General features: G+C 43.3%; 21 protein-coding genes. 8 read left to right on the top strand and 13 right to left on the bottom strand.

What is annotated here, in order from left to right:
- Nucleotides 1-296: 296 nt before the first annotated feature.
- Nucleotides 297-1,241: a fatty acid desaturase family protein gene (locus VB775_RS02900; protein WP_281007026.1), complete on the top strand. Its 945-nt coding sequence runs from the start codon at nucleotides 297-299 to the stop codon at nucleotides 1,239-1,241.
- Nucleotides 1,238-2,242 (top strand): alpha/beta fold hydrolase, encoded by a 1,005-nt coding sequence (locus VB775_RS02895; protein ID WP_281007025.1) that lies wholly within the window; start codon nucleotides 1,238-1,240, stop codon nucleotides 2,240-2,242. The genes VB775_RS02900 and VB775_RS02895 overlap by 4 nt, the downstream gene beginning before the upstream one ends.
- Nucleotides 2,243-2,325: 83 nt before the next feature.
- Here the strand turns inward: VB775_RS02895 and VB775_RS02890 are convergent, their stop codons facing one another.
- The 6 genes from VB775_RS02890 to VB775_RS02865 all read right to left on the bottom strand — a co-directional run bounded on the left by VB775_RS02890 (nucleotide 2,326) and on the right by VB775_RS02865 (nucleotide 7,419).
- Nucleotides 2,326-2,526: a nucleotidyltransferase domain-containing protein gene (locus VB775_RS02890; RefSeq protein ID WP_323216630.1), complete on the bottom strand. Its 201-nt coding sequence runs from the start codon at nucleotides 2,524-2,526 to the stop codon at nucleotides 2,326-2,328.
- Between the two features lie 78 nt (nucleotides 2,527-2,604).
- The gene (locus VB775_RS02885) at nucleotides 2,605-2,958 is read right to left on the bottom strand and encodes a type II toxin-antitoxin system PemK/MazF family toxin (RefSeq protein ID WP_281007023.1); all 354 of its coding nucleotides are present in this window, start codon (nucleotides 2,956-2,958) and stop codon (nucleotides 2,605-2,607) included.
- Complete coding sequence (locus VB775_RS02880) at nucleotides 2,945-3,208, bottom strand: hypothetical protein (protein WP_281007022.1); 264 nt, start codon at nucleotides 3,206-3,208, stop codon at nucleotides 2,945-2,947. Before VB775_RS02880 ends, VB775_RS02885 begins: the two co-directional genes overlap by 14 nt.
- A 12-nt stretch (nucleotides 3,209-3,220) precedes the next feature.
- Nucleotides 3,221-5,212 (bottom strand): tetratricopeptide repeat protein, encoded by a 1,992-nt coding sequence (locus tag VB775_RS02875; RefSeq protein ID WP_281007021.1) that lies wholly within the window; start codon nucleotides 5,210-5,212, stop codon nucleotides 3,221-3,223.
- A gap of 12 nt (nucleotides 5,213-5,224) precedes the next feature.
- Nucleotides 5,225-6,565, bottom strand: coding sequence for an ATP-binding protein (locus tag VB775_RS02870; protein WP_281007020.1), 1,341 nt, complete (start codon nucleotides 6,563-6,565; stop codon nucleotides 5,225-5,227).
- A gap of 209 nt (nucleotides 6,566-6,774) precedes the next feature.
- Entirely contained in the window at nucleotides 6,775-7,419 is a 645-nt protein-coding gene (locus VB775_RS02865; RefSeq protein ID WP_281007019.1) for a Uma2 family endonuclease, read from the bottom strand.
- Nucleotides 7,420-7,539: 120 nt separating this feature from the next.
- Between VB775_RS02865 and VB775_RS02860 the strand changes: the two genes are divergently transcribed.
- Entirely contained in the window at nucleotides 7,540-8,133 is a 594-nt protein-coding gene (locus VB775_RS02860; protein WP_103669371.1) for a DUF3782 domain-containing protein, read from the top strand.
- A gap of 85 nt (nucleotides 8,134-8,218) precedes the next feature.
- Complete coding sequence (gene glnT / locus VB775_RS02855; protein ID WP_281007018.1) at nucleotides 8,219-9,526, top strand: type III glutamate--ammonia ligase; 1,308 nt, start codon at nucleotides 8,219-8,221, stop codon at nucleotides 9,524-9,526.
- An 11-nt stretch (nucleotides 9,527-9,537) separates the two neighbouring features.
- Here glnT and VB775_RS02850 read toward each other — a convergent pair whose 3' ends face one another.
- The 4 genes from VB775_RS02850 to VB775_RS02835 all read right to left on the bottom strand — a co-directional run bounded on the left by VB775_RS02850 (nucleotide 9,538) and on the right by VB775_RS02835 (nucleotide 13,338).
- Nucleotides 9,538-10,341 carry a GNAT family N-acetyltransferase gene (locus VB775_RS02850; RefSeq protein WP_281007017.1) on the bottom strand — a complete coding sequence of 268 codons (804 nt, stop codon included), beginning with the start codon at nucleotides 10,339-10,341 and terminating at the stop codon, nucleotides 9,538-9,540.
- On the bottom strand, nucleotides 10,338-11,432 hold the full coding sequence (locus tag VB775_RS02845) for a DUF3419 family protein (RefSeq protein ID WP_281007016.1): 1,095 nt from the start codon (nucleotides 11,430-11,432) through the stop codon (nucleotides 10,338-10,340). The genes VB775_RS02850 and VB775_RS02845 overlap by 4 nt, the downstream gene beginning before the upstream one ends.
- Nucleotides 11,422-12,156, bottom strand: a complete 735-nt coding sequence (locus tag VB775_RS02840) for an iron-containing redox enzyme family protein (protein WP_281007015.1) — start codon at nucleotides 12,154-12,156, stop codon at nucleotides 11,422-11,424. The genes VB775_RS02845 and VB775_RS02840 overlap by 11 nt, the downstream gene beginning before the upstream one ends.
- Before the next feature lie 189 nt (nucleotides 12,157-12,345).
- Complete coding sequence (locus VB775_RS02835) at nucleotides 12,346-13,338, bottom strand: fatty acid desaturase family protein (protein WP_281007014.1); 993 nt, start codon at nucleotides 13,336-13,338, stop codon at nucleotides 12,346-12,348.
- Between the two features lie 327 nt (nucleotides 13,339-13,665).
- Here VB775_RS02835 and VB775_RS02830 point away from each other — a divergent pair, with 327 nt between their 5' ends.
- Both VB775_RS02830 and purD read left to right on the top strand, forming a co-directional pair.
- Complete coding sequence (locus VB775_RS02830) at nucleotides 13,666-14,301, top strand: chromophore lyase CpcT/CpeT (protein ID WP_281007013.1); 636 nt, start codon at nucleotides 13,666-13,668, stop codon at nucleotides 14,299-14,301.
- A 310-nt stretch (nucleotides 14,302-14,611) separates the two neighbouring features.
- Nucleotides 14,612-15,886, top strand: a complete 1,275-nt coding sequence (gene purD, locus VB775_RS02825; protein ID WP_281007012.1) for a phosphoribosylamine--glycine ligase — start codon at nucleotides 14,612-14,614, stop codon at nucleotides 15,884-15,886.
- A gap of 33 nt (nucleotides 15,887-15,919) precedes the next feature.
- Here purD and VB775_RS02820 read toward each other — a convergent pair whose 3' ends face one another.
- Nucleotides 15,920-16,453 carry a hypothetical protein gene (locus VB775_RS02820; RefSeq protein WP_281007011.1) on the bottom strand — a complete coding sequence of 178 codons (534 nt, stop codon included), beginning with the start codon at nucleotides 16,451-16,453 and terminating at the stop codon, nucleotides 15,920-15,922.
- Nucleotides 16,454-17,240: 787 nt separating this feature from the next.
- On the opposite strand from VB775_RS02820, the gene VB775_RS02815 reads away from it, so the two are divergent.
- The gene (locus VB775_RS02815) at nucleotides 17,241-18,641 is read left to right on the top strand and encodes an ABC transporter substrate-binding protein (protein ID WP_281007010.1); all 1,401 of its coding nucleotides are present in this window, start codon (nucleotides 17,241-17,243) and stop codon (nucleotides 18,639-18,641) included.
- 114 nt (nucleotides 18,642-18,755) lie between these two features.
- Nucleotides 18,756-19,121 carry a Rieske (2Fe-2S) protein gene (locus VB775_RS02810; protein WP_094536189.1) on the top strand — a complete coding sequence of 122 codons (366 nt, stop codon included), beginning with the start codon at nucleotides 18,756-18,758 and terminating at the stop codon, nucleotides 19,119-19,121.
- 116 nt (nucleotides 19,122-19,237) lie between these two features.
- Here VB775_RS02810 and fabF read toward each other — a convergent pair whose 3' ends face one another.
- Together fabF and acpP are read right to left on the bottom strand one after the other, a co-directional pair.
- Nucleotides 19,238-20,491, bottom strand: coding sequence for a beta-ketoacyl-ACP synthase II (gene fabF / locus VB775_RS02805; RefSeq protein ID WP_281007009.1), 1,254 nt, complete (start codon nucleotides 20,489-20,491; stop codon nucleotides 19,238-19,240).
- Nucleotides 20,492-20,553: 62 nt separating this feature from the next.
- Nucleotides 20,554-20,790: an acyl carrier protein gene (gene acpP / locus VB775_RS02800; RefSeq protein WP_094536188.1), complete on the bottom strand. Its 237-nt coding sequence runs from the start codon at nucleotides 20,788-20,790 to the stop codon at nucleotides 20,554-20,556.
- Between the last annotated feature and the right edge of the window lie 119 nt (nucleotides 20,791-20,909).

Here is a 20,909-nt window from a genome sequence, read left to right as displayed (position 1 = left end):
AACTGGTAGAAAACTGGGCAAGGCTTACTTTAAGCTAACAGAGATTTTAGGCGATCGGGTTTGTATTAACTTTGACTTATTCGGAAACGCTTTGACAACATACTTATTAATAAGTAGCTAGGCACAAGACAACTTTAAAAGTAAAAATTAAGATCCCCGACTTTTTTTGTGAATTTGCAAATAGTCTTTGCTTGCCTAGAAAAAGTCGGGGATCTGTGCATTTACAGGGTTCTTTTTCTGACCTACTTAATATAGAGCCAAGCACCAAATCATCAGCAAATAGTGAATTTTTAGTCATGTTTTCAAGCGATATTAAACCTACGCAAATTCTTTCTCCTCAGGAATTAAGCGTTTTAAATGCCAAGTCAAATTTAAAAGGAGCTTTGCAACTATTAGGACATTTAGCAGTGATGGCTGGGAGTGGCTATCTCTGGGGCGCAAATATGGGCAACCTTAGCGATCGCTGGTTTATTGCCATACCAGCCCTAGTGCTTTATGGATTTAGCTTTGCGATTATGTTTGCGCCATTGCATGAGGCTTCCCACCGCACCGTGTTTACGAATAATCAAGCCAATGATGTCCTATGTTGGTTTGCAGGACTTCTCTCTTTTTATAACAGTACCTTCTATCGGCTCTATCACAAGTGGCATCATCGCTATACCCAAATCTTGGATAAAGATCCTGAATTAAGCGATCGCAAACCGACCAATCTCAAGGAATATATTATCGAAATTAGCGGAATTACTTGGTGGATCGGCAAGTTCCGTAGACATTTTCTTACAGCGATCGGCAACTTAGAAAATTGTCCGTTTATCCCTGAAGGCTCTCGCGCAGAAGTAATTCGCTCTAACCGTTTACAGCTATTGGTTTATGCGGTGGCGATCGCTATTTCTATATATTTCCAACATCCTTGGTTTATCACCTACTGGATGCTCCCTCTCGCAGTCGGTCAGCCGATTTTAAGATTTCTGCTCCTAGCCGAGCATACTGATCGCCCCAATACCGATAATATGCTCACTAATACCCGCACCACCCTCACCTTCGCGCCCTTTCGATTCCTAATTTGGAATATCTCCTACCATGCCGAACATCATCTCTATGCTTCCATTCCCTTCCATCAATTAGGTTCAGCCCATGCAAAACTAAGTTCCCATTTTGAATGTGTCGAAAAGGGCTATTTCAACGTCCATCGCCAAATCATCGCTAATTTTGACGCGAAGACTGAGAATTCAGTAGCATGAATACTTTTACGATTAAAAACTTTCAGCTTCAGTGCGGGGCAACTTTGCCCAACGCTCAACTGGTTTATCAGACCTATGGCGAACTCAATCGCGATCGCTCGAACGTAATTCTCTATCCCACCTCCTACGGAGCGCAACACACAGATATTGAATGGTTGGTGCGACCTGATGGTATTCTCGATCCGACAAAATGGTTCGTGATCATCATCAATATGTTTGGGAATGGGCTATCGAGTTCGCCAAGCAATTGTGTGGAATGTGGCTTAGCCGAGCAGGGTTTCTGGTTTACGCATCTAGATAACGTCACGGCTCAAGAGCAATTGCTACGCGAAGTCTTTGGGATTGAGCGCTTAGCCCTAGTTTATGGCTGGTCGATGGGTGCTCAGCAGGCTTATCATTGGGGGGCATTGTATGGCGATCGCGTGGAACGTATAGCCGCAATTTGTGGCACGGCGAAAACTACAGAGCATAACCGTATTTTCCTAGAGAGCTTGCGCTGTTCCCTCACAGCCGATCCAACTTGGAATGGAACTAGTTTTGATAGTATTCCTGATCGCGGTTTTCGTACCTTTGCCAGAATATACGCTAGTTGGGCATCATCCCAAGCCTTTTATCGTGAAGGTTTGTATTATCAATTCGGTTACGAATCTCTCGAAGATTATCTCTTGCGTGGTTGGGAAGCTGGCTATCGCAAGCGCGATCCGCGAAATTTGATGGCGATGCTTGATACTTGGCTCAGGTGTGATGTCAGCGATAATCCCATTTATCAAAAAGATTATGAACTTGCCATGCGATCGATTCAAGCGAAAACCTTAGTCATGCCCAGCAATACAGATTTGTATTTTACCCCCGAAGATTGCGATCGCGAGGCGGCGCTAATTCCCCATAGTTCATATATTCCCATTTCTTCGATCTGGGGACATCGTGCAGGTAATCCCTATCAAAATCCTGAAGATGAGAAGTTCATTCGTCAAGCAGTTGGGGAATTGCTAAGTCGGTAAGCAGAAACAGCTAAGTGTTGAAAGCGTGGTGTGTTCCATTCTTGAAGACTGCGGATGATTGAACAAATAACTTCTCCTGTTTTTCATTCAATTTCATAAATTTGATGGCGTAGGCGATCGCGTTGGGGTGGATTGACGACTCCGTCAACCAATATCAAGATATCCCAGTCTGAGTCTGGTCTTGCGTCATTACGGGCGCAGGAGCCATAGAGAAATATTTGTGCGGTTGGCTCGATCGCACATACAAATTCTTTGATACGTTGAAGTAATGCTTTGCTTTCCATAGTTGTAATCATTGTATCAAGGCTTGAAAGCGTGGATCACGATGGATGTTGTCAAAATTTGAGTCGGGTCTTTGCTTGTTAATCTGGCGTGTATTCGATTACTAGGGCGATCGCCATCGTAATTTCCATCATTATCTCTTCAGAAATCCTGCCTAGTTGTCGGATAAACCTTGTGGTGTCTAGACCTCTTAGTTGAAGCGTATCAATTGCTGAGACTTTACTTAATCCATTCGTGCTATCTGGCTCAATCTTGATATGCCAGATGTTTTCCTCGAAATATGGTTTCCAGTCAGTAATGGGAGCAATCAGTTTTATGGGTAATTTGCCGATCGCATCTGAGCTAATCACAACCACTGGTCTAGTTTTGCGAATTTCTGCACCGACGGTTGGTTCAAGATTTACCAACCAGATTTCACCTCTATTTGGTTTCATTGTGGTGGTACTCAAGGATATCTCCTGCTCCTAGTTCTTTCCATTCTGGATTTTGTTGATAATGCTCTACCATTTTTTCTGCTTGCTGAGAGAGGATTTGGCGGCGTTGTTCTAATGGCATTTTTAGTAAGGATCGGCGAGACTTTTTTCTGGCTTCAAGTCTTCGGAAGATATCTTGGGCAATTTCTTCTTGTTCTGTCTGTGGTAGTGCAGAGGCGGCGGTAAAAGCTTGTTCGAGTAGGGTAGTCATGGTGTTTTTCTCCTATTGTATCAAGGCTTGAAAGCGTTGATCATGGCGGATACTGTCAAAATCTGAGTCGGTCTTTGCAATTTTGCGATACTTATAAGGATCGAGTTGAATTGTTCTTTGAAGGTTCTCTAAAGCAAGTTCAATCTGATTTTGTAGAGAATAAGCACAGGCTTTGTTGTAATAAGGAATTGGAGAGTCAGGTTTGATTTCTGATGCTTTGTCATATGAGATGATTGCTTCTTCGTATCTACCTAAATTATTTAGTGCAATGCCACGTTTCACCCATGCTTTGTCTTTGTTCGGTTTGATGGCAAGGGTTTGGTCATAGGAGTTGATTGCTTCTTCGTATCTACCTAAATTAAGTAGCGCATTACTTCGGTTGATCCATGCATAGTAATCGTCAGACTTGATTCCCACAGCCCTATCGTAGGAAATGATTGCTTCTTCGTATCTACCTAAATCTCTTTGCACACTACCTCGCTTATACCATGCTTCGTATTTACAAGAATTTATTTCCACAGCCATGTTAAAAGATTCAATCGCCTCTTCATATCTGTTCAAAAATCTTAGTGCATTGCCTCGAAAGTACCATGCGTAATAATTCCTAGGATTTAATTGCGAATTTTTATCATAGGATATGGTTGCCTCATCGTATCTTCTTAAATTAAATAGAGTCTTACCTCGAAAATCCCATGCTATTTGTAAGTCAGGTTTAATTTCCACTGCCTTGTCAAAAAATATTATTGCCTCTTTATATCTAGATAAACCAACCATTGTAATGCCTTGGCTGTTCCAAGCTAAGTGAAAATCAGGCTTGATTATCACTGCTTTTTTAAAAGACACTATAGCTTCTTCGTATCGGCCTAAACTAAATAGAGCTTTGCCTCGAAAGTACCATGCTATATGTTTGCCAGAATTGAATTGCAAATCATTCTCATAGGATGTAACTTCTTCTTCATATATGTCTAAATCAAATAGCGCTTTGCTTCTAAAGTGCCATAATAGTGCGTCGTCATTATTAGAATTGAGTTCTAAAGCTTTGTTAAAGGATGTGACTGCTTCTTCATATCTTTCTAAATGAAATAGAGCCTTACCTCGATGACTCCATGATTCGTAATGGTCAGGTTTAATTTCTATTGCCTTATCATAGGATGCAATTGTTTCTTCATATCTTCCTAGATTATATAGAGCATTTCCTCGATCATTCCATATTTTGTGTTTGTCAGTGTTTATTTCTACTGCTTTCTCATAGGCAACAGTCTCTTCTTCATATTCGCTACTTACTCTATGTATCAATCCTTTTTCAAGCCATAAAGCTGCTTCATTTTTTGGCTCTGGGGTTTCATCAAGGTAGCTTAAAATTGCTGATAACTTTGCAATACGCTGAGTAGGTGTTAGGTCACAGTATTCTTGATAGCTACAATCAAGATAAGCCAAGCGATATGCTTCTTGATTGACAGTTTCTTTATCTGTTGGAAATTCATAAATATTAGAACGCCAATCAAAAAAATCAGGAGCGCGACGAATAAAATAACGCAGAGCAAATTCTGGTAAAAGGTAGACAAAACAGAATTTAAAATTATCTCGAAAACGTTCTCGGCTAAGGTTGAGATGACCTAAAACCCTTGGTATTCCCTGCCATGTACCACCATACCCCGAACTCTGACTTCTAAGGTTAACATCATTCATTTCCCGATCTTCATAGGCAAAAATCGAATACTCTATACCCTTGATAAAGAGAACATTAATCTGCACGCGGTTTGGTAAAGCAGCTACATGATCGTAAAGATTATCAATCGATTCTTTTAACTCCAATACCTCAATTGTTTTACTAGGTAAGTCAGCCCGAACATCACTAATAATCCGATCGCCTTGTACAGGAGAACAACGCACAAACAGCAACGAAAATCCATCAGTACGCCTAAGTGATCGCACCAAAGATTGATATGCCTCATCAGCATCTAACGGTAAATCCTGTTCCCAGTCGATCTCTTCTGATTCCATAGTTCACTACTCTCAAGAAACAATAATTGAATTCTTCTTTAACTGTGCAACAGCATCCTTAAACTGCTGAATACGCTTAATCAGAGGATGCACATCATACCAAGGCTGAAGTTCTCCCTCATCATCAAAATAGCCATATTGCAACACACAACGATTAAACAACAACTTGCGATAGCGATCGTCATTATCGATTTGTTTCGACTCCGTCACCTTCGCCAGTAACTCCCATTCATCCTGCTCCACCGTGCGGCGATAGGTATCTCTCGCTTGAGTAATTCCCCGTTGAATCGCCTTTTCCGTAATTGGCAAACTATCGATATGATCGATCGCCGATCGCACCAACAACATCAAATTCCGCACATGACCACCACTCATCAAACAGAGCCTGAGCAAACCTTCCCCACTACTAAAGATTTCCGTCTCTAAATTCGTATTAGGTGCAAAAGGTTCAATCCGTTTCTTGATGATTTCCGTGATTTTGGCAAACCCCGCCGCATCCGTCTTACCATCAGGAGTCTGCACCATAATCATCGGTAACACCTGCGGATCGCCATAAATATCGCGCAAATCCGCCGCCCGACTCGAATAAACCATCGAAATCGGAATTGTATAAATGATGTGACAATTCAAACCCTGTAACTGCTGCGCTCGATCCAAGAAAATCTCATCGTGATTAGTGCGCCCATGCTCCTGCGGGATTGGCACAATACGATCAAGATTATCTGCGATCGCCACTAGATGCGTTTTCCCTTTTGGAAGTTTGCGCTTCGCATCATCAATAAACTCATTCAGTGCTGTTAGCAAAGTAATCGAATGCGGATTTACCTTATCCCGAATCTTTTGACGTTCAGATGGAATCGCCCGAATACTCGCCGTTAGTTTTGCAAATAGGGCAATTTGAGCTTCAACCTTCAAATCTTCAAACTTAACCTCAGTCAGCGCCAGATCTTTCAAATCCTGCCAGCGATCGCCCAACCACCCCAAAATTGGCGCAGGATCAGCATTTTTAAGTTCTTCCAACAAATGCCGCGTACAAGATAACAAAATATCCGTATATTGAGCATCCTCAGGATCGATATCATCCTCGTCCGCCGCAAAGTAAACCACCACAGAGCCTTTTTTCTCCAGATGATCTTTTAACCGCAAAAGCTCCGTAGACTTACCGCCGCCGCGATGTCCTGCATATAGCTGACAGACCATACGATCCGATCGCAACAACTTATTCCCCAAGTCCACCAAAATATTCGTATCGCCCCGCACCTCTGCACAATCCACATAGGCAGGATCGCCCGCAGGCAATGGCTCAAACGGGTCAAAAGCGTTATAAATCTGAGTCAGCAGATCTTGAGACATGGGGTTAGATTGCAGGAGGTTTTGAAAGCATTATAGATCAGACATCTTGCAGAAAAAGGCTCTTGATTCAAATTCAGCCATAACTTAGTTTTTTAATTGTTTTTAGATTTTAGTAAATTTTGCTGACATTCTTGGAAAATGGCTTGAAATAGCCCTAACAATCGATCTAGCTCACCTGTCGTATGAAGCATAGTTTTATAGATATTTAGTTATGATAAGTTCTCTTGCATCCATAACCGAAAAGCTTTCATCGCTTTACTGCGTCCTTCGCTAAGACTCATCTCTAAAAACTGCGTTATGACATCACGGATTGGGATAGCTCCAAAAATAGGGCTTAATTCCGATTCGACATACTCGCCATCACGCAAAATATAAATTTTCAAGCTCTGATCGTATAGCCAGAGCTCAGGTACGCCAAGGATGCGGTAAACATTAAACTTGGTTTTGGAAGTGACATCCACCTCGATCGCTAAATCAGGCGGAGGATCGATGGTCATGTCTAGTTTGCGGATACCACGCATAGCGACATTGTTTTGAATATAGAAGCAGTCATCGGGTTCTAGTCCTGCAAGTTTGTCGATGCGCTTGAAAGTCGTGGAGCCAAACCCTTCAAAATCGATTCCCATTTTGTCCATTAGGACTTGTACAAAATCTCTAATCAAAACTTTAATTCTTTCGCTTTCAGGTAGTGGCAAAGCAATTTCTAATACACCATTTAAATAAGCAATTCTCGATCTGCGCTTGTCGCCAAGGTCTTGGAGGATAGATTCAAATTGTTGCCAGTTGATATCATGGAGGACTGTGCTTTGTCCTGCTAAGGTTTCAATCTGTGAGATTCGTAATAGGGTGGTCATCTGCATATCTCCTAGCTTTACTCATCCAGCGATCGCTATTTACAGTTTACGCTACTTATCTTTTGAGTTTTGGAAGAGTTTATAATCATTATTAACATCTAACGCGATCGCCAAAAAACTATGTCCCAACGCCCTGTAACCATAGATGATATTTTCGAGTTGTTTCGTGAAAGTGAACGTCAACGCAAAGAACAACAACGAGAGTTTGAGCAGTCTTTGCAGGAATATAGAAAGACCTCTGAGCAAGAAATGGCTGAACTCAAAAAAATTGTCGCGCAGACCAATAAGCAAGTCGGTGGGATTACGAGTCGTTGGGGTGAGTTTGTTGAAAACTTAGTTAGACCTGCGGCAGTGCGGATGTTTCGCGAGAAGGGGATTGAAGTGCATTTTACAGCCTTGCGAGTAGAAGCTCAGGATGAAAAGGGTTCTATTGAAATTGATGTTCTAGCCGAAAATACTAATGAAGTGGTGGCGATTGAGGTAAAGTCTCATTTAGAAGTTCGTGATGTGAAGCGATTTTTAATCACTTTAGATCGTTTTAAACAGGCTCTTCCTAAATATCAAAGTTATAAACTCTACGGCGCGATCGCTGGCATTAAGGTGGATGAGCGAGCTGATGAATATGCCACACAGGAAGGGCTATTTCTGATTAAACCTTCAGGAGATACGGTGGCGATCGTCAACGATCAGAGTTTTGTAGCAAAGACTTGGTGAATATTGACAAGATTGATACTAGACTGCTTTTTAATTTGAGCGATAATCCCGTTTGCTGAGAGATAAACATTGTGATTACGGGATTATGACTAAGGCTCTATCGGAAATTGCTCAAGAAAAAGGGATTCGCTACTTTCTCATTTCCTTCACTGACCTCTTTGGCGTGCAACGCGCTAAATTAGTGCCAACCGCAGCGATCGACTCGATGGAAGCCAATGGCGCAGGATTTGCAGGATTTGCCACATGGCTTGACATGACACCCGCCGATCCCGATATCTTCGCTATTCCCGATCGCCATAGTCTTTTCCCCTTACCTTGGCAACCCGAAATTGGCTGGATGCCCGCCGATCTCTACATGAATGGCGAACCTGTCAAACAAGCCCCGCGTTATGTTCTCAAGCAAGCCCTCAGTCAAGCCGAAGCCCTCGGTTATCGCGTCAAAACTGGTGTGGAATGCGAATATTTCCTACTCTCTGCTGATGGTACGGATATTTCTGATTTAAGCGATCGCGCTAGCAAGCCCTGTTACGATCAACAAGCCCTGATGCGCCGCTTCGATATCATTGCCGAAATCTGCGATGCCATGTTAGAGATGGGTTGGGGAGCCTATCAGAACGATCATGAAGATGCGAATGGTCAATTTGAGATGAACTGGACTTATGCCGATGCTTTGGTCACAGCCGATCGCCATGCCTTTTTTAAATATATGGTTAAGGCGATCGCTGAAAAGTACGGTTTCCGCGCCACCTTCATGCCCAAACCATTCCCACATCTAACGGGCAACGGCTGTCATACCCATCTCTCCATTTGGGATTTAGAGGGAAATACGAATCTCTTTGACGACGCAAAAGGAGAACTCGGTTTATCGAGCTTAGCCTATCAATTTATCGGTGGCGTATTGCATTCCGCCGAATCCGTCTGTGCCTTCACCAATCCCACCGTCAATTCCTACAAGCGGATTAATGCCCCCGTCACTAACTCTGGCGCAACATGGTCACCCAACACAATCAGCTACACAGGCAACAATCGCACCCACATGATCCGCATTCCCGAAGCAGGTCGCTTTGAGTTCCGTCTCGCCGATGGAGCCGCTAATCCCTATCTCCTCCCTGCTGCCCTCATCGCCAGTGGTCTCGATGGCATCAAACACCAACGCGAAGCAGGTCAACGCTATGACAATAATTCCTACACCGATCCGCTTCCCTTTGGCACGGTGAAGCAGTTGCCAGCTAATCTTTTAGATGCGCTGCGATGTTTGCAAGCAAATACGATTTTGCCAGAGTCTTTAGGCTCAGAGTTTGTGCAATCCTATATAAAGTTAAAGCAACGCGAATGGAATGATTTCAGTACTCGCATTAGTCCTTGGGAACTAGAAAATACTTTAGATTGCTAATGTTTGTGCTGTTAAATATCGCTAGTTAAGATAAATCGCCAATCACTTTGATCCATCCCATGACTGACCAAACTAGCTGTCGCCTTGGGGGAAATCCCTTTTGACTGAAGCGCGATCGCTAATTCATCACCATTAGGCACACAAAACATATGACTATATCCAGCTAGTGGAGTTTCAATCCCTATGGGCATGTTTTCGCCCCACTGCACATGCAGCAATGGCAGCATTTTCCCATTACTTTGGAGTTTTAAGTCCTTAATTCCTTGTAGAGATAAATAGGAAATCTTGCCACGATATTTCATGAGTATCGGTTCCAGCGATCGCATTACTTCCGCATCTACGCTGTAGATTCCTAATATTGATGAGCATCGGAATCGCAAAAGGTTAAACTTCTCATAAATACGCACCAACCGATTGGGCTTGCCATCGCTGGCGTTCATCGAAATCGTATAGCCGCGATCGCATTTACTCACACAGGACTGTAAAGCATAATGCAGGAGCCTCATCGAAAGATGTTGTCTTTGATAGTCTGGATGTACTTTTAAATCGCATAAATACCAAGCTAAACGCAATGGTTCTCCTTGACAATCAGGCACTTCTCGAAGGATACCTGCGCCAACTGCGGCAACCCTCTCACCATCTAAGGCAACAAAATAACTGACATCGCCAAGGCGATCAAAGAAGGCAAAGTAGTTATCACCATGATCAATTTGAAAAGAATCATTTCCTAATGGATAAAACGCAGTCTGTTCAATCGCCTCAATGCCGACTTGAAATATAGAACGCTCGGCAAATTCAATCCGATGAAATTTCATGACCGAAAACCTACCACGACTTCACGATAGAAAAATGAGCGATCGCTTGCTAATAATTCCTGACTAAGATGGTGATCAACAGCTATATGTTTCGCCATAATTGCGGCTAAATGATGATCACCATTGAGTCGCCGCCCAATGATTGCTCCTCCTGATTTCAAGCAAGCGATCGCATCCGTCAGCATTTGATGGAGATCGCTCAAAGGCATCCAGTCGGAAATATTAGAAAACTGAATCAAATCGAATTTTTCCACTTCGGCAAGTTGCTGAAGGCGATCGACAAAAGCACCCTGATGTAATTGCAATCTCTCTACACCTAAAGCACGAATATCCTTCTGAGCAGAGTCTTGGAGATAGAGAGGCAATCCTTCGCCTCCAAGATCATCGGTGTAGCGATCGCCCCAGACTTGGGTCAAAAAATAATTCTCATTGGGATGAAAGCGCTGTAATGCTTGGGCAAATACATCGGCAAAATGTTCGCCAAAACTGCGATCCATTGAATAGTTAACCGCCGCTTCCCCAAAAGTTTGGACAAGCCTCTCACGTTCAAATACCTGCTCAAACAGATTGCGCCATTGCGGATGCTGAATCACAGTTAAGGGTTCTTTTAAAGGAGCAATCCCAAGCTGAGCAAATTTTGCAGCAAGTTCGCGAAATAGCTGCTCAAATCGTCCGACTCGATTGACCCCAAAGGCGATTTGCTCCTGTCTAGCATCCCAAAATGCTTGGGTGGGTTGCGGTAAATAGGTGCGTAAGTTGGCATAGATGCTAAGGCGATCTCGATCGCTAGCAACTTGATCTGCGCCAATCAATCGTAATTGTTCAGCTATAGACAGATGCAATAGGGCTTGTCGGCGCAATTCCACAAGATGCAGTTGGGCGGGATTGAGATCTATGGCTTCGATTTTGGCGATCGCAGGGCTAGTCAATAAACTGAGGGCAGTACAACCACCTGAAGCCACTAAAAGAATTCTCAGTGGTCGCTGATGCTTGGCTAGTTCTTGGACTACCCGTAACTCAATGCAAGGATCTTCGCGTACTTGTGAGAATGCAATTTCTGAGACGGGGCTAGCCTTCAAGTTACAAATCACGATACAAACTCCAAAAATAGTGAGCACCCAGTGCTAATCCTTGGACAACTTGCTCACGAGAACAGGGATTAATCCAACCCATTTCTGCTAAGTGCAGCAAGTCTCTGGCATGTTCGGTATCTAGTTTCTCATGCACTGCATAGTGGGACTGACTGCCAACAGCCGTCCAACCACGTTGCTGCAAAGTCCTAGCGATCGCTGTGCTAATCCCGACATAGAGATACTCGATCATGCCAAGCATCGCCGCGCCTGATTCACCCGACTGCATCAAGCAATAGGTCAAAATCGATTGGTTAAAGGCTAATACTGGCATTGTGCAGGGAGCCTCTAGTTCGCGATCGGTTGCGCCCAAGGCGCGAAGATACTGCTGAAACGTATATTTATGCGATCGCCAACGATCGCCATGACCATGTTCTTCAGTAATATTTGCAAGCAGAGGCAAGCGAGATTCTAGGGTTGCTGTCCTAGCTAATACCGCCGCCAATGGCTGAGAGAATGACTCCACCGCAAATCGAAAGGGAACTTGACTTTGCCGAAAAGCCTCGCGATCGGTCAGAGGATCTTCCATCCAAAGGATATAGGGATGGTAATTAAAGTCATAGACTGCCGCTACATGTGAAACTACTGACTGCAAAGATGGTAATTTGCTCAACTCTGCTATAGACAGTTCAGGATAGTGCCGAATTCTAGGATTAGCGATCGGCTTTCTAATTAAAGTTTGCATCTTTTTCTCTCTCTACTTAATTAATCACTGACGTTACATGGAAGGAATTCCTGCAATAGCATAGGTTGGGGGCTGGCACGGGGGCACAGCCCCTACGGAAATCTTTGAATTTTGGGGTAGGGGCAATCCCCCCGTGGTTGCCCTGCTTCTCTACTAGCAAGAGATTCACCATCTGAGTTCTACGTAACATCAATTAATCACAACAGAACCGACCTGCCGACGCTGTAAGCTTGCCGCGACAAAATCTTGGACAAAAGAAAAATAGGAAGGAATATAAGGTGCGCCCTGTTGGAGCAGATCTGACTTCAACTCTTGATGTAGGCGTGGTAAATGATACCAAGGCACGGCTGGATAGAGATGATGTTCTAGATGATAGTTCTCATTACACATAAAGAATCTCACTAAGGGAACTGTCAAAATCGTGCGGGTTCCGCGAACTAAATCAGCTTCATGTTCGAGCAGTGTGTGCTGACTCATGCCGCGAATATTCACCATCGTGTTAATCCACAGCATCGGAATTAGCCAACCATGAATTAGCAAAGCTGGAGGTAGCGGTGACAGTATGACTGCCGTAACGAGTAAGCCCAACAAGCCCACTTCGATCGCAATCCATAGGCGATCGCTATGATTTCCCTGCCAAAAGCCAAGAATCGGAATCGCGACAATATAGACAGGATAACCAATTATCAATCTTCCCCAATGCATCAAAAAGGTTAACCAGTTCCATTTTGTATAGTTTTTGTAATGATCGGGATCTCCCTCTACACCTAAGTGTTGATGATGCTTGAGATGTAAGACTTTATAAGCGGAAAAATTTTGCCCAACGGGTAAAGCACAAAGAATACTGAGCCACCGATTCCATTGCAGATTGCGACTAAGTACACCATGCACTCCCTCATGGGTAAACAGGCTAATACCATGCAAAGAAGCTGCTGCCAAAAGATACAAGGGAAAACAGAGGAGATATACCCAAGGTGTCGCGATCGCCTGTACTAACTCATAGGCAGCCAATGCCGACACCATATACAACGCAATGAAAATGGGCAAACGATGCGGATGTTGATCGAGGCTATGTAATTGTTTAAGCAATTCGGGCGTGAGTTTGGGCTTTGCTTTTTCGACAGAAGGAGCGGTTTGCTCAAGTTTAAAATTGTCCTTGTCTGAGAATTGTTGTGTTTTCATAGACTTAGGGATTCCCACAGAGTAGGTCATATATAATTGCGATCGCTAAGAGCCAATATGTTGTGAAGCGGCAAAGCCACCTCACAACATAAAGATGCCAGAGTTAACTCGTGTCAAAGGCTCACTTTTAGGATCATTAGCAGGATCAATTATTTTGATTGTGCTTGCTCTAAGGGCTTCACCGTAAAATAAGGAACCGATTTTTGATGGCGCGGCTTCGCCGCGCCATCAAAAATCGGTTCCTTAATAAATTGCAGAACCCTAAGCTCTATTCACATCTCTTTTACTTAATATTTAATTCGTTTAATTATCTTAATTTAATAATCTATGACAGTACTTACCCATCCCAACGATGTATATATCCTTGCTCAATGGCTAGCAGGCGATCATAGTAATTGGGAACAAGCGATCGACAACCCCCCATTTTTTGCCCATATCCGCGTTGGTATTCGTCCCTTGCCCAACCCAATTACGGAGGAAGGCGTATGGCTATTTCTCGAACAAGCTTACGACTATGAGCTACATCATCCCTATCGCACAGCCGTCTTACACCTGATCTTTCAAAACGATCGCATTGAAATGATCAACTATCGCCTCACAGAAGCCGAAAAATTCTTTGGTGCTAGTCGCGATCAAGATCGGCTGAAGGTGCTGGATATTAATGCGATCGTCAAATTAGAAGGCTGTACGCAATGGGTGTATCGCGCCGATCGGCATACTTTTAAAGGCGCTGTCGAATCTGGGAAAAAATGTTGCATTAATCGCAAGGGTGTTGATACTTACCTCTCGATTGAGTTTGAAGTGACTGAAAATACCTATAGCAGCCTTGATCGTGGATATGACATAGTAACCAATGAGCGGGTGTGGGGTTCGATCGCAGGAGCCTTTCAATTTACCAAAAAAGTCAGCTTTGGCGACGAAATTTCCCTAGGTTCTACTCCTCAAGGTATAATAGCTTCCTGATAAATTAGAGTTTTGGGACATCTAAATACTGGTCAAATCGGTACATGATTTCCCACAATCTGACCAATCAGAGCTTTCTACATCGCAATTTGCCATTGACTAAATGCTAAATAATGTTTTAAAAGCTTTGCTTAGGGGCATACAGTAAAATAAAGAACCGATTTTTTTGTGGCGCGGCTTCGCTGCGCCACAAAAAAATCGGGTTCTTTGAACCCTTAGTAAAGCTGCTCAAACTTTTATTGGGATTTGCTCAAATCGTAAAGTGCGGTAAAGCAGAAAGCAAAACTAGTGTGAGTATTAAAGGTGTAATTTGAAAGTCCTCGTAGTTGGCAGTGGCGGCAGAGAACACGCCTTAGCTTGGAAACTTCTGCAATCTCCCAATATAGATCGCGTCTTTTGCATCCCCGGAAATGGCGGTACGGCAACCATGTCCAATTGCCAGAACGTTTCCCTTAGCATTGATGATTTTGAGGGAATTTTAAGGTTTGCCCAAGTGCAAGGTGTTGGTTTTACGATTGTTGGGCCCGAACTGCCCCTAGCACTTGGCATTGTTGATTATTTTCAAGCAGCCGAAGCATTGATTTTTGGTCCAACTCAAGAGGGGGCAAAGATTGAATCTAGCAAGTCTTGGGCAAAGACGCTCATGCAAGAAGCGAATATTCCTACTGCTGCCAGTGCTACTTTTCAGAGTCTCGATGCGGCTCAAGCCTATGTGCAGCAACAAGGCGCACCCATTGTGATTAAGGCTGATGGTCTAGCTAGCGGTAAAGGTGTCACCGTAGCGATGACTATCGAAGAAGCCACTGAAGCGCTCGATCGCATTTTTGCAGGACAGTTCGGCTCCGCAGGAGAAACCGTAGTCATCGAAGAATTTATGACAGGGCAAGAAGTATCTGTCCTTGCGGTCACCGATGGTAAAACCATTCGCCCCCTCAGTCCTGCCCAAGATCACAAACGTCTCGGTGATGGTGATACAGGACCAAACACAGGCGGGATGGGAGCCTATGCACCCGCGCCGATCGCTACGCCTGAGTTGATGGCAAAAGTGCAGACTCAAGTTTTAGAACCTGCGATCGCCGCTTTAAATGCTAGAGGCATTGATTATCGAGGTTGTCTCTATGCGGGGTTAATGATTACTCCCGAAGGCGAGCCAAAAGTTGTGGAGTTTAACTGTCGTTTGGGCGATCCTGAGACCCAAGCAGTCTTACCATTACTGGATACAAATCTGGATGATTTGCTCATGGCTTGCGTCGAAGGTAACCTCGCTAACTTCCCGCCTATTCGATGGAAAAAGCAGTCATCCGTATGTGTGGTGATGGCCGCAGGTGGTTATCCAGATAAAGTAGAGACGGGGCAGTTTATTACGGGTATCGGTAAAGCTGAAGACTTAGGTGCATTTGTGTTTCAATCAGGAACGAAACTCAAGAACAATGCCATCGTGACCAATGGCGGTCGCGTGCTTGGGGTAACGGCTTTGGGTGATGACATTCGTAATGCTATCACCAATGTTTATAGCGCCATTGAGTTTGTTGCTTACGACGGGATGTATTACCGCAAGGATATTGCCAGCAAAGCCATCGATTAAATTAAAAGCCCGCGCATAGCGCGGGCTTTTAATTTAATCAGCCATACTGAGATTTACGGTAATCGTTAATTTCAAAGAAGAATCGGTATTTGAGTCATGGATTTGCTGCCAATGATGATTAATCGGGCGATCGCCAATCGGCTCGGTCAAAACCCTTGCTAGAAGTTGCAAAAGCTTAGAAGCACCATTACTAATCTCTTGACTAAATGACTCTGTAGCCATCGGCAAATTCACAGGTGATGTAGTTGCGCTAACCATTTGCGAATTGATTGCAGATTGGTAAGTGTTACTAATATTCGGATTAGTAGTTAATGCACGATTGCTATAACGACGCAAAACCACTTGTAAATTATTTTTAGTTACGCGATCGCCAAAAGCTTCTGACAGTAATTGCCATAGTTTATAACCAACATCACGAATATAAGCCGCATCATAACCAGCTTTTTCAGCAATTTCTGAATAGGTCTTACCCTCCCAAGTTTGACGAAAAATTGCCTCTTGAATTGTACTGAGGCTCTTATTTCCCAAAACAGAATCTACGATATTGAGTGCGTCTTCAATAGTCATGGTTTTCCTCACATTTCACTAATTATTTGTATTTAGATAATCTCTGCAAAAATTAGCGAGTCAAAATGTTTTTTATAATATTCTGATTCTAAATCTTGATATTAAATTGGGAACTTTCTAATTAAATCTCCATCTAATTAGACATAAATAGGCTTGATCAGGCAAACAAACAAATAGTTTGTACTCAACACATTTACAAATACCTTTGCCAACTAATTTCCCAATTCAATGATTAGAATTTCTTAATCAATTTACAATTGCCCAACACCCATCCGTTAGACTCGCTAGAAAATATTAGAGATTAATCCAAAAATCAATACAGATAACAACGTAGAAAACAAAATATTTTGTATGTTGTTCTGATTGACACAGCTAAGTTAGCACAGTTTATTTAAACTGGTTATGTAAGGTAATTGTATAGATGAAAGCCTCAAAAACATTTATTAGCAAGGTTCTCAGGAATTCTGGCATTTTCTCTATCAGCCTCAAACTTGTTTTTAACGATAAAAATGCTGATATTTGATGACATCAATCAAGACATTAACAAGCAAGTTCTTGGAACAGAAAAAGTCTGGTCTTTTTTTCTAGCATTTTCTGACAAAACCAAAAAGATGAGTGGCGGCGCTTCGCGCCGCCACTCATCTTTTTGGTTTTATGTCCTAAGCAAAACTTACATTGCTATATAAGCTCAAAAATAGGGGAGGTGCTAAACGCCTCCCCTATTTTTGAGCTTACATATTTGCACAGAAATCAGGGAAAATATCCTTTTTAACTTCCTGTGAGAAATATGGCAAACAACAAGAAAGAAGTATTGGTGTTAGGGCTAACCTTGGCTATCTGTGGTGGACTGGCTGCTGCTGGTATTTTATTCTTTACGAAAAACCAAACCCCGATCGCTATTGATAGCAATACCACAGCTAGCAATACGAACTTCGACTTAGCATCACGCAAAAGTGAAGGCGAAAAAATACTGATAACATCTGAAATTAATTCAGACAAGGAACAGGCGATCGCCGCGATCGCCAAAAAAGATTACGCCACCGCAATTACCAAATGGGAAGCCTCGCTCAGTAAACAGCGTAGCGATCCTGAAGCAGTTATTTATCTAAATAACGCCAAAATTGGCGATCAAAAATCCTTGACAATCGCGGTAAGTGTGCCGATTGGTGGCAATCTCAATGTGGCTAAAGAGATTTTGCGTGGTGTTGCCCAAGCGCAAATTGAGATAAACAGTCAGGGCGGTATTAATGGCATACCCTTAAAAATTGTGATCGTTAATGACGACAATAAAATCGACATTGGCACAAAAGTTGCCCAAGCGTTAGTCCAAGATCAAAGTATTCTTGCCGTGATCGGACATAACTCCAGTGAGGTTTCCATCGCCACTGTCCCAACCTATCAAGCTGGAGGACTAGTTATGATGTCATCGACTAGCACAGCTAAAGAGCTTTCAGGGGCAGGAAGCCATATTTTTCGGTCAGTGCCAAGTGTGAGGTTTCAAGCCAATGCGCTATCTCAATATGTTGTTAAACAGCAAAACAAGAAAAATATTGGTATTTGCTTTAATGCTTCTGCAAAGGCTAGTCAGTCCCTGCAAGAAGAATTTACTGCCGCTGTATTTTCGGATGGCTCAAAAATCAGCCGTGTAAATTGTGATTTATCGAATCCCAACTTTAATGCCGATAAGGTCATTGAGGAGATGTTGAGCGATCGCGTCGATGCATTGTTACTATCTCCGGGTGTCGAAAAGATCGAAAAGGGGATCGAAATTGCCGTTATTGCCAGAAATCGCCTGTTATTGCTAGGTGACGGAACTTTGTATACTTTTAAAACTTTGCAACTCGGACAAGGGGCGATCGCCGACATGGTGCTAACTGTACCTTGGCATCCTGAGTTTTTAGCTAATAATCCCTTTGCGGATAATGCGGTAAAACTGTGGGGCGGCGATGTAAATTGGCGCAGTGCGACTAGTTACGATGCGACATTGGCGATCGCAGGCGGACTTCGCCAAAATGCTACCCGTGCAGGACTACAACAAACTCTATCTAGTAATACCTTTGAACTCGAAGGAGCCGCAGGAAAAATTTCCTTTCAGCCATCAGGCGATCGGGCAAATCCTTCGATTTTAGTAAAAGTGAGTAAAGGCGATCGCTCAGGCGTTGGCTATGACTTTGTGCCACTGCGTTAAGCCCTAACAGAGAATGGCAGCGCTTTGCGTTGCCATTCTCTGTTAGGGTAAATGTGCCTTGTGATATAGTTTTTTGGTGTCTTACATTACTAAATTCATTAATTAATAAAACAAATGGCTAAAGTCAAAATTGCCTCCGCTACTGATGTCAGTTCTGATAAAGTTCTGAAAACTAGCGCCAATGGACAATCTGTCATCGTTGCAAAAGTTGGTGATAAATATTGCGCGATCGCAAATAAATGCCCTCACTTTGGACTACCCCTAGCCAAAGGCAAGTTTGAAAATGGTGTAATTACTTGTCCTTTCCACGGTTCCAAGTTTGAAGTTTGTACTGGCAAGAATACTGAATGGGTAGAATCTTTTGTCGGGATTCCTTTACCTAATGTTGCCAAGAAAATGATCGCGATGGGCAAAACTTCTACTGATGTGAAAAGTTTTACCGTCACTCAAGAAGGTTCCGATCTATTTATTGATGCATAATAAAAAACAAAAAAGCTGCCGTGCAAAGCACGGCAGCTTTTTTAGTTAAAAAGTGAGGGGCGGCGCGAAGCGCCGCCCCTCACTTTTTAACAAGACTGACGCTCGCTATATTGAGCCTATTGATATTTTTTGAACACTAGAGTGACATTATGACCACCAAATCCAAAGGAGTTAGAAGTCGCCACATTAATCGTCATCGGACGAGACTTGTTAGGCACATAGTCTAAATCGCAATCAGGATCAGGATTTTCTAGGTTCATCGTTGGCGGTGCAATATCATTTTTCACTGCCAAAACTGTTGCTACAGCCTCAATGCCACCAGAGCCGCCCAGCAAATGCCCCGTCATCGACTTAGTGGAACTAACGGCAACCTTATAGGCATGATCGCCCAAAACTTTCTTGATGGCTTTCGTTTCAGTACTATCATTTGCCGAGGTACTTGTACCGTGGGCATTGATATAGTCCACCATCTCAGGTTCAATATCACCATCCTTAAGAGCTAGGGACATAGCTCTGACTGCACCTTCACCATTGGGAGAAGGTGAGGTCATGTGGTAGGCATCGCAGGTACAACCATAGCCCACGATTTCGGCATAGATTTTTGCTCCACGCGCTAGAGCATGTTCGAGATTTTCAATAATCAAAATTCCTGCGCCTTCGCCCATCACAAAGCCATCGCGATCTTTATCAAAGGGACGGGAAGCATGGGCAGGATCGTCATTGCGACGAGACATGGCTCTTGCTGAGGCAAAACCTGCAAAGCCGAGTGGTGTAATCGCCGCTTCAGTACCACCACAGATCATTGCTTGGGCAAATCCACTCTGTACTAAACGAAATGCATCGCCGATCGCATTGGAACCCGCCGCACAAGCAGTCACCGTGCAGGAATTTGGTCCCTGTGCGCCCGTATGAATTGCCGTCAAACCTGCGGCCATATTACCGATCATCATCGGAATCATAAATGGACTGCAACGACTAGGTCCTTTGGTGCGGATAATTTCATGCTGATCTTCGAGTACTTGTAATCCGCCAATGCCAGTACCTAGCAAAACCCCAATCTGAGGAGCATTAAGAGGCGTTATTTCTAGATTTGCATCGCGCAAAGCTTGGATACTGGCACTCACACCAAATTGAGCAAAGCGATCCATACGTCGCGCTTCTTTGGCTGGGACATAAGCAAGAGGATCAAAATCTTTTACTTCACCACCAACTCGACATTCATGATCGGTAGTATCAAAGCGCGTAATTTCGGTAATCCCGTTTTTGCCATCAACTAGACCTTGCCAGTATTCTTCGACCGTGTTACCGATCGGTGTGATTGCACCTAGTCCAGTGACAACGACGCGAGAGAGGGGCTGAGGGTTTTGCATTTCGTAATGATTTGGATAGAGTTTACGAAATATGAGAGTTGCCAAGCAACCCTCATATTTCACTAGGCAGCTTGCTTGCTGTCAATGTAATCAACGGCGTTCTGCACGGTGGCAATTTTTTCTGCGTCTTCGTCGGGGATTTCAACGCCGAATTTTTCTTCTAAGGCCATAACCAATTCGACAGTATCGAGAGAGTCAGCGCCAAGGTCGTTCGCAAAGCTAGCTTCAGGCTTAACTTCGGCTTTATCAACGCCTAATTGGGATGCAACGATTTCTTGAACTTGCTCAAAGGTACTCATTTACTTATTCTCTGCTTACTACCAAAAACTTTTTAGCGTTTTTAATTTTATCGGATAAAGGTAGCTGTATATACACGATCGCAAATAACTATCGAAAAATTCAATTTTTTAGCGAATAT

Origin of the sequence: Pseudanabaena sp. CCNP1317 (genome assembly GCF_034931345.1) — a bacterium.
Taxonomy (GTDB): domain Bacteria; phylum Cyanobacteriota; class Cyanobacteriia; order Pseudanabaenales; family Pseudanabaenaceae; genus Pseudanabaena; species Pseudanabaena galeata.
This window is presented reverse-complemented; position numbering and strand designations above follow the sequence as displayed.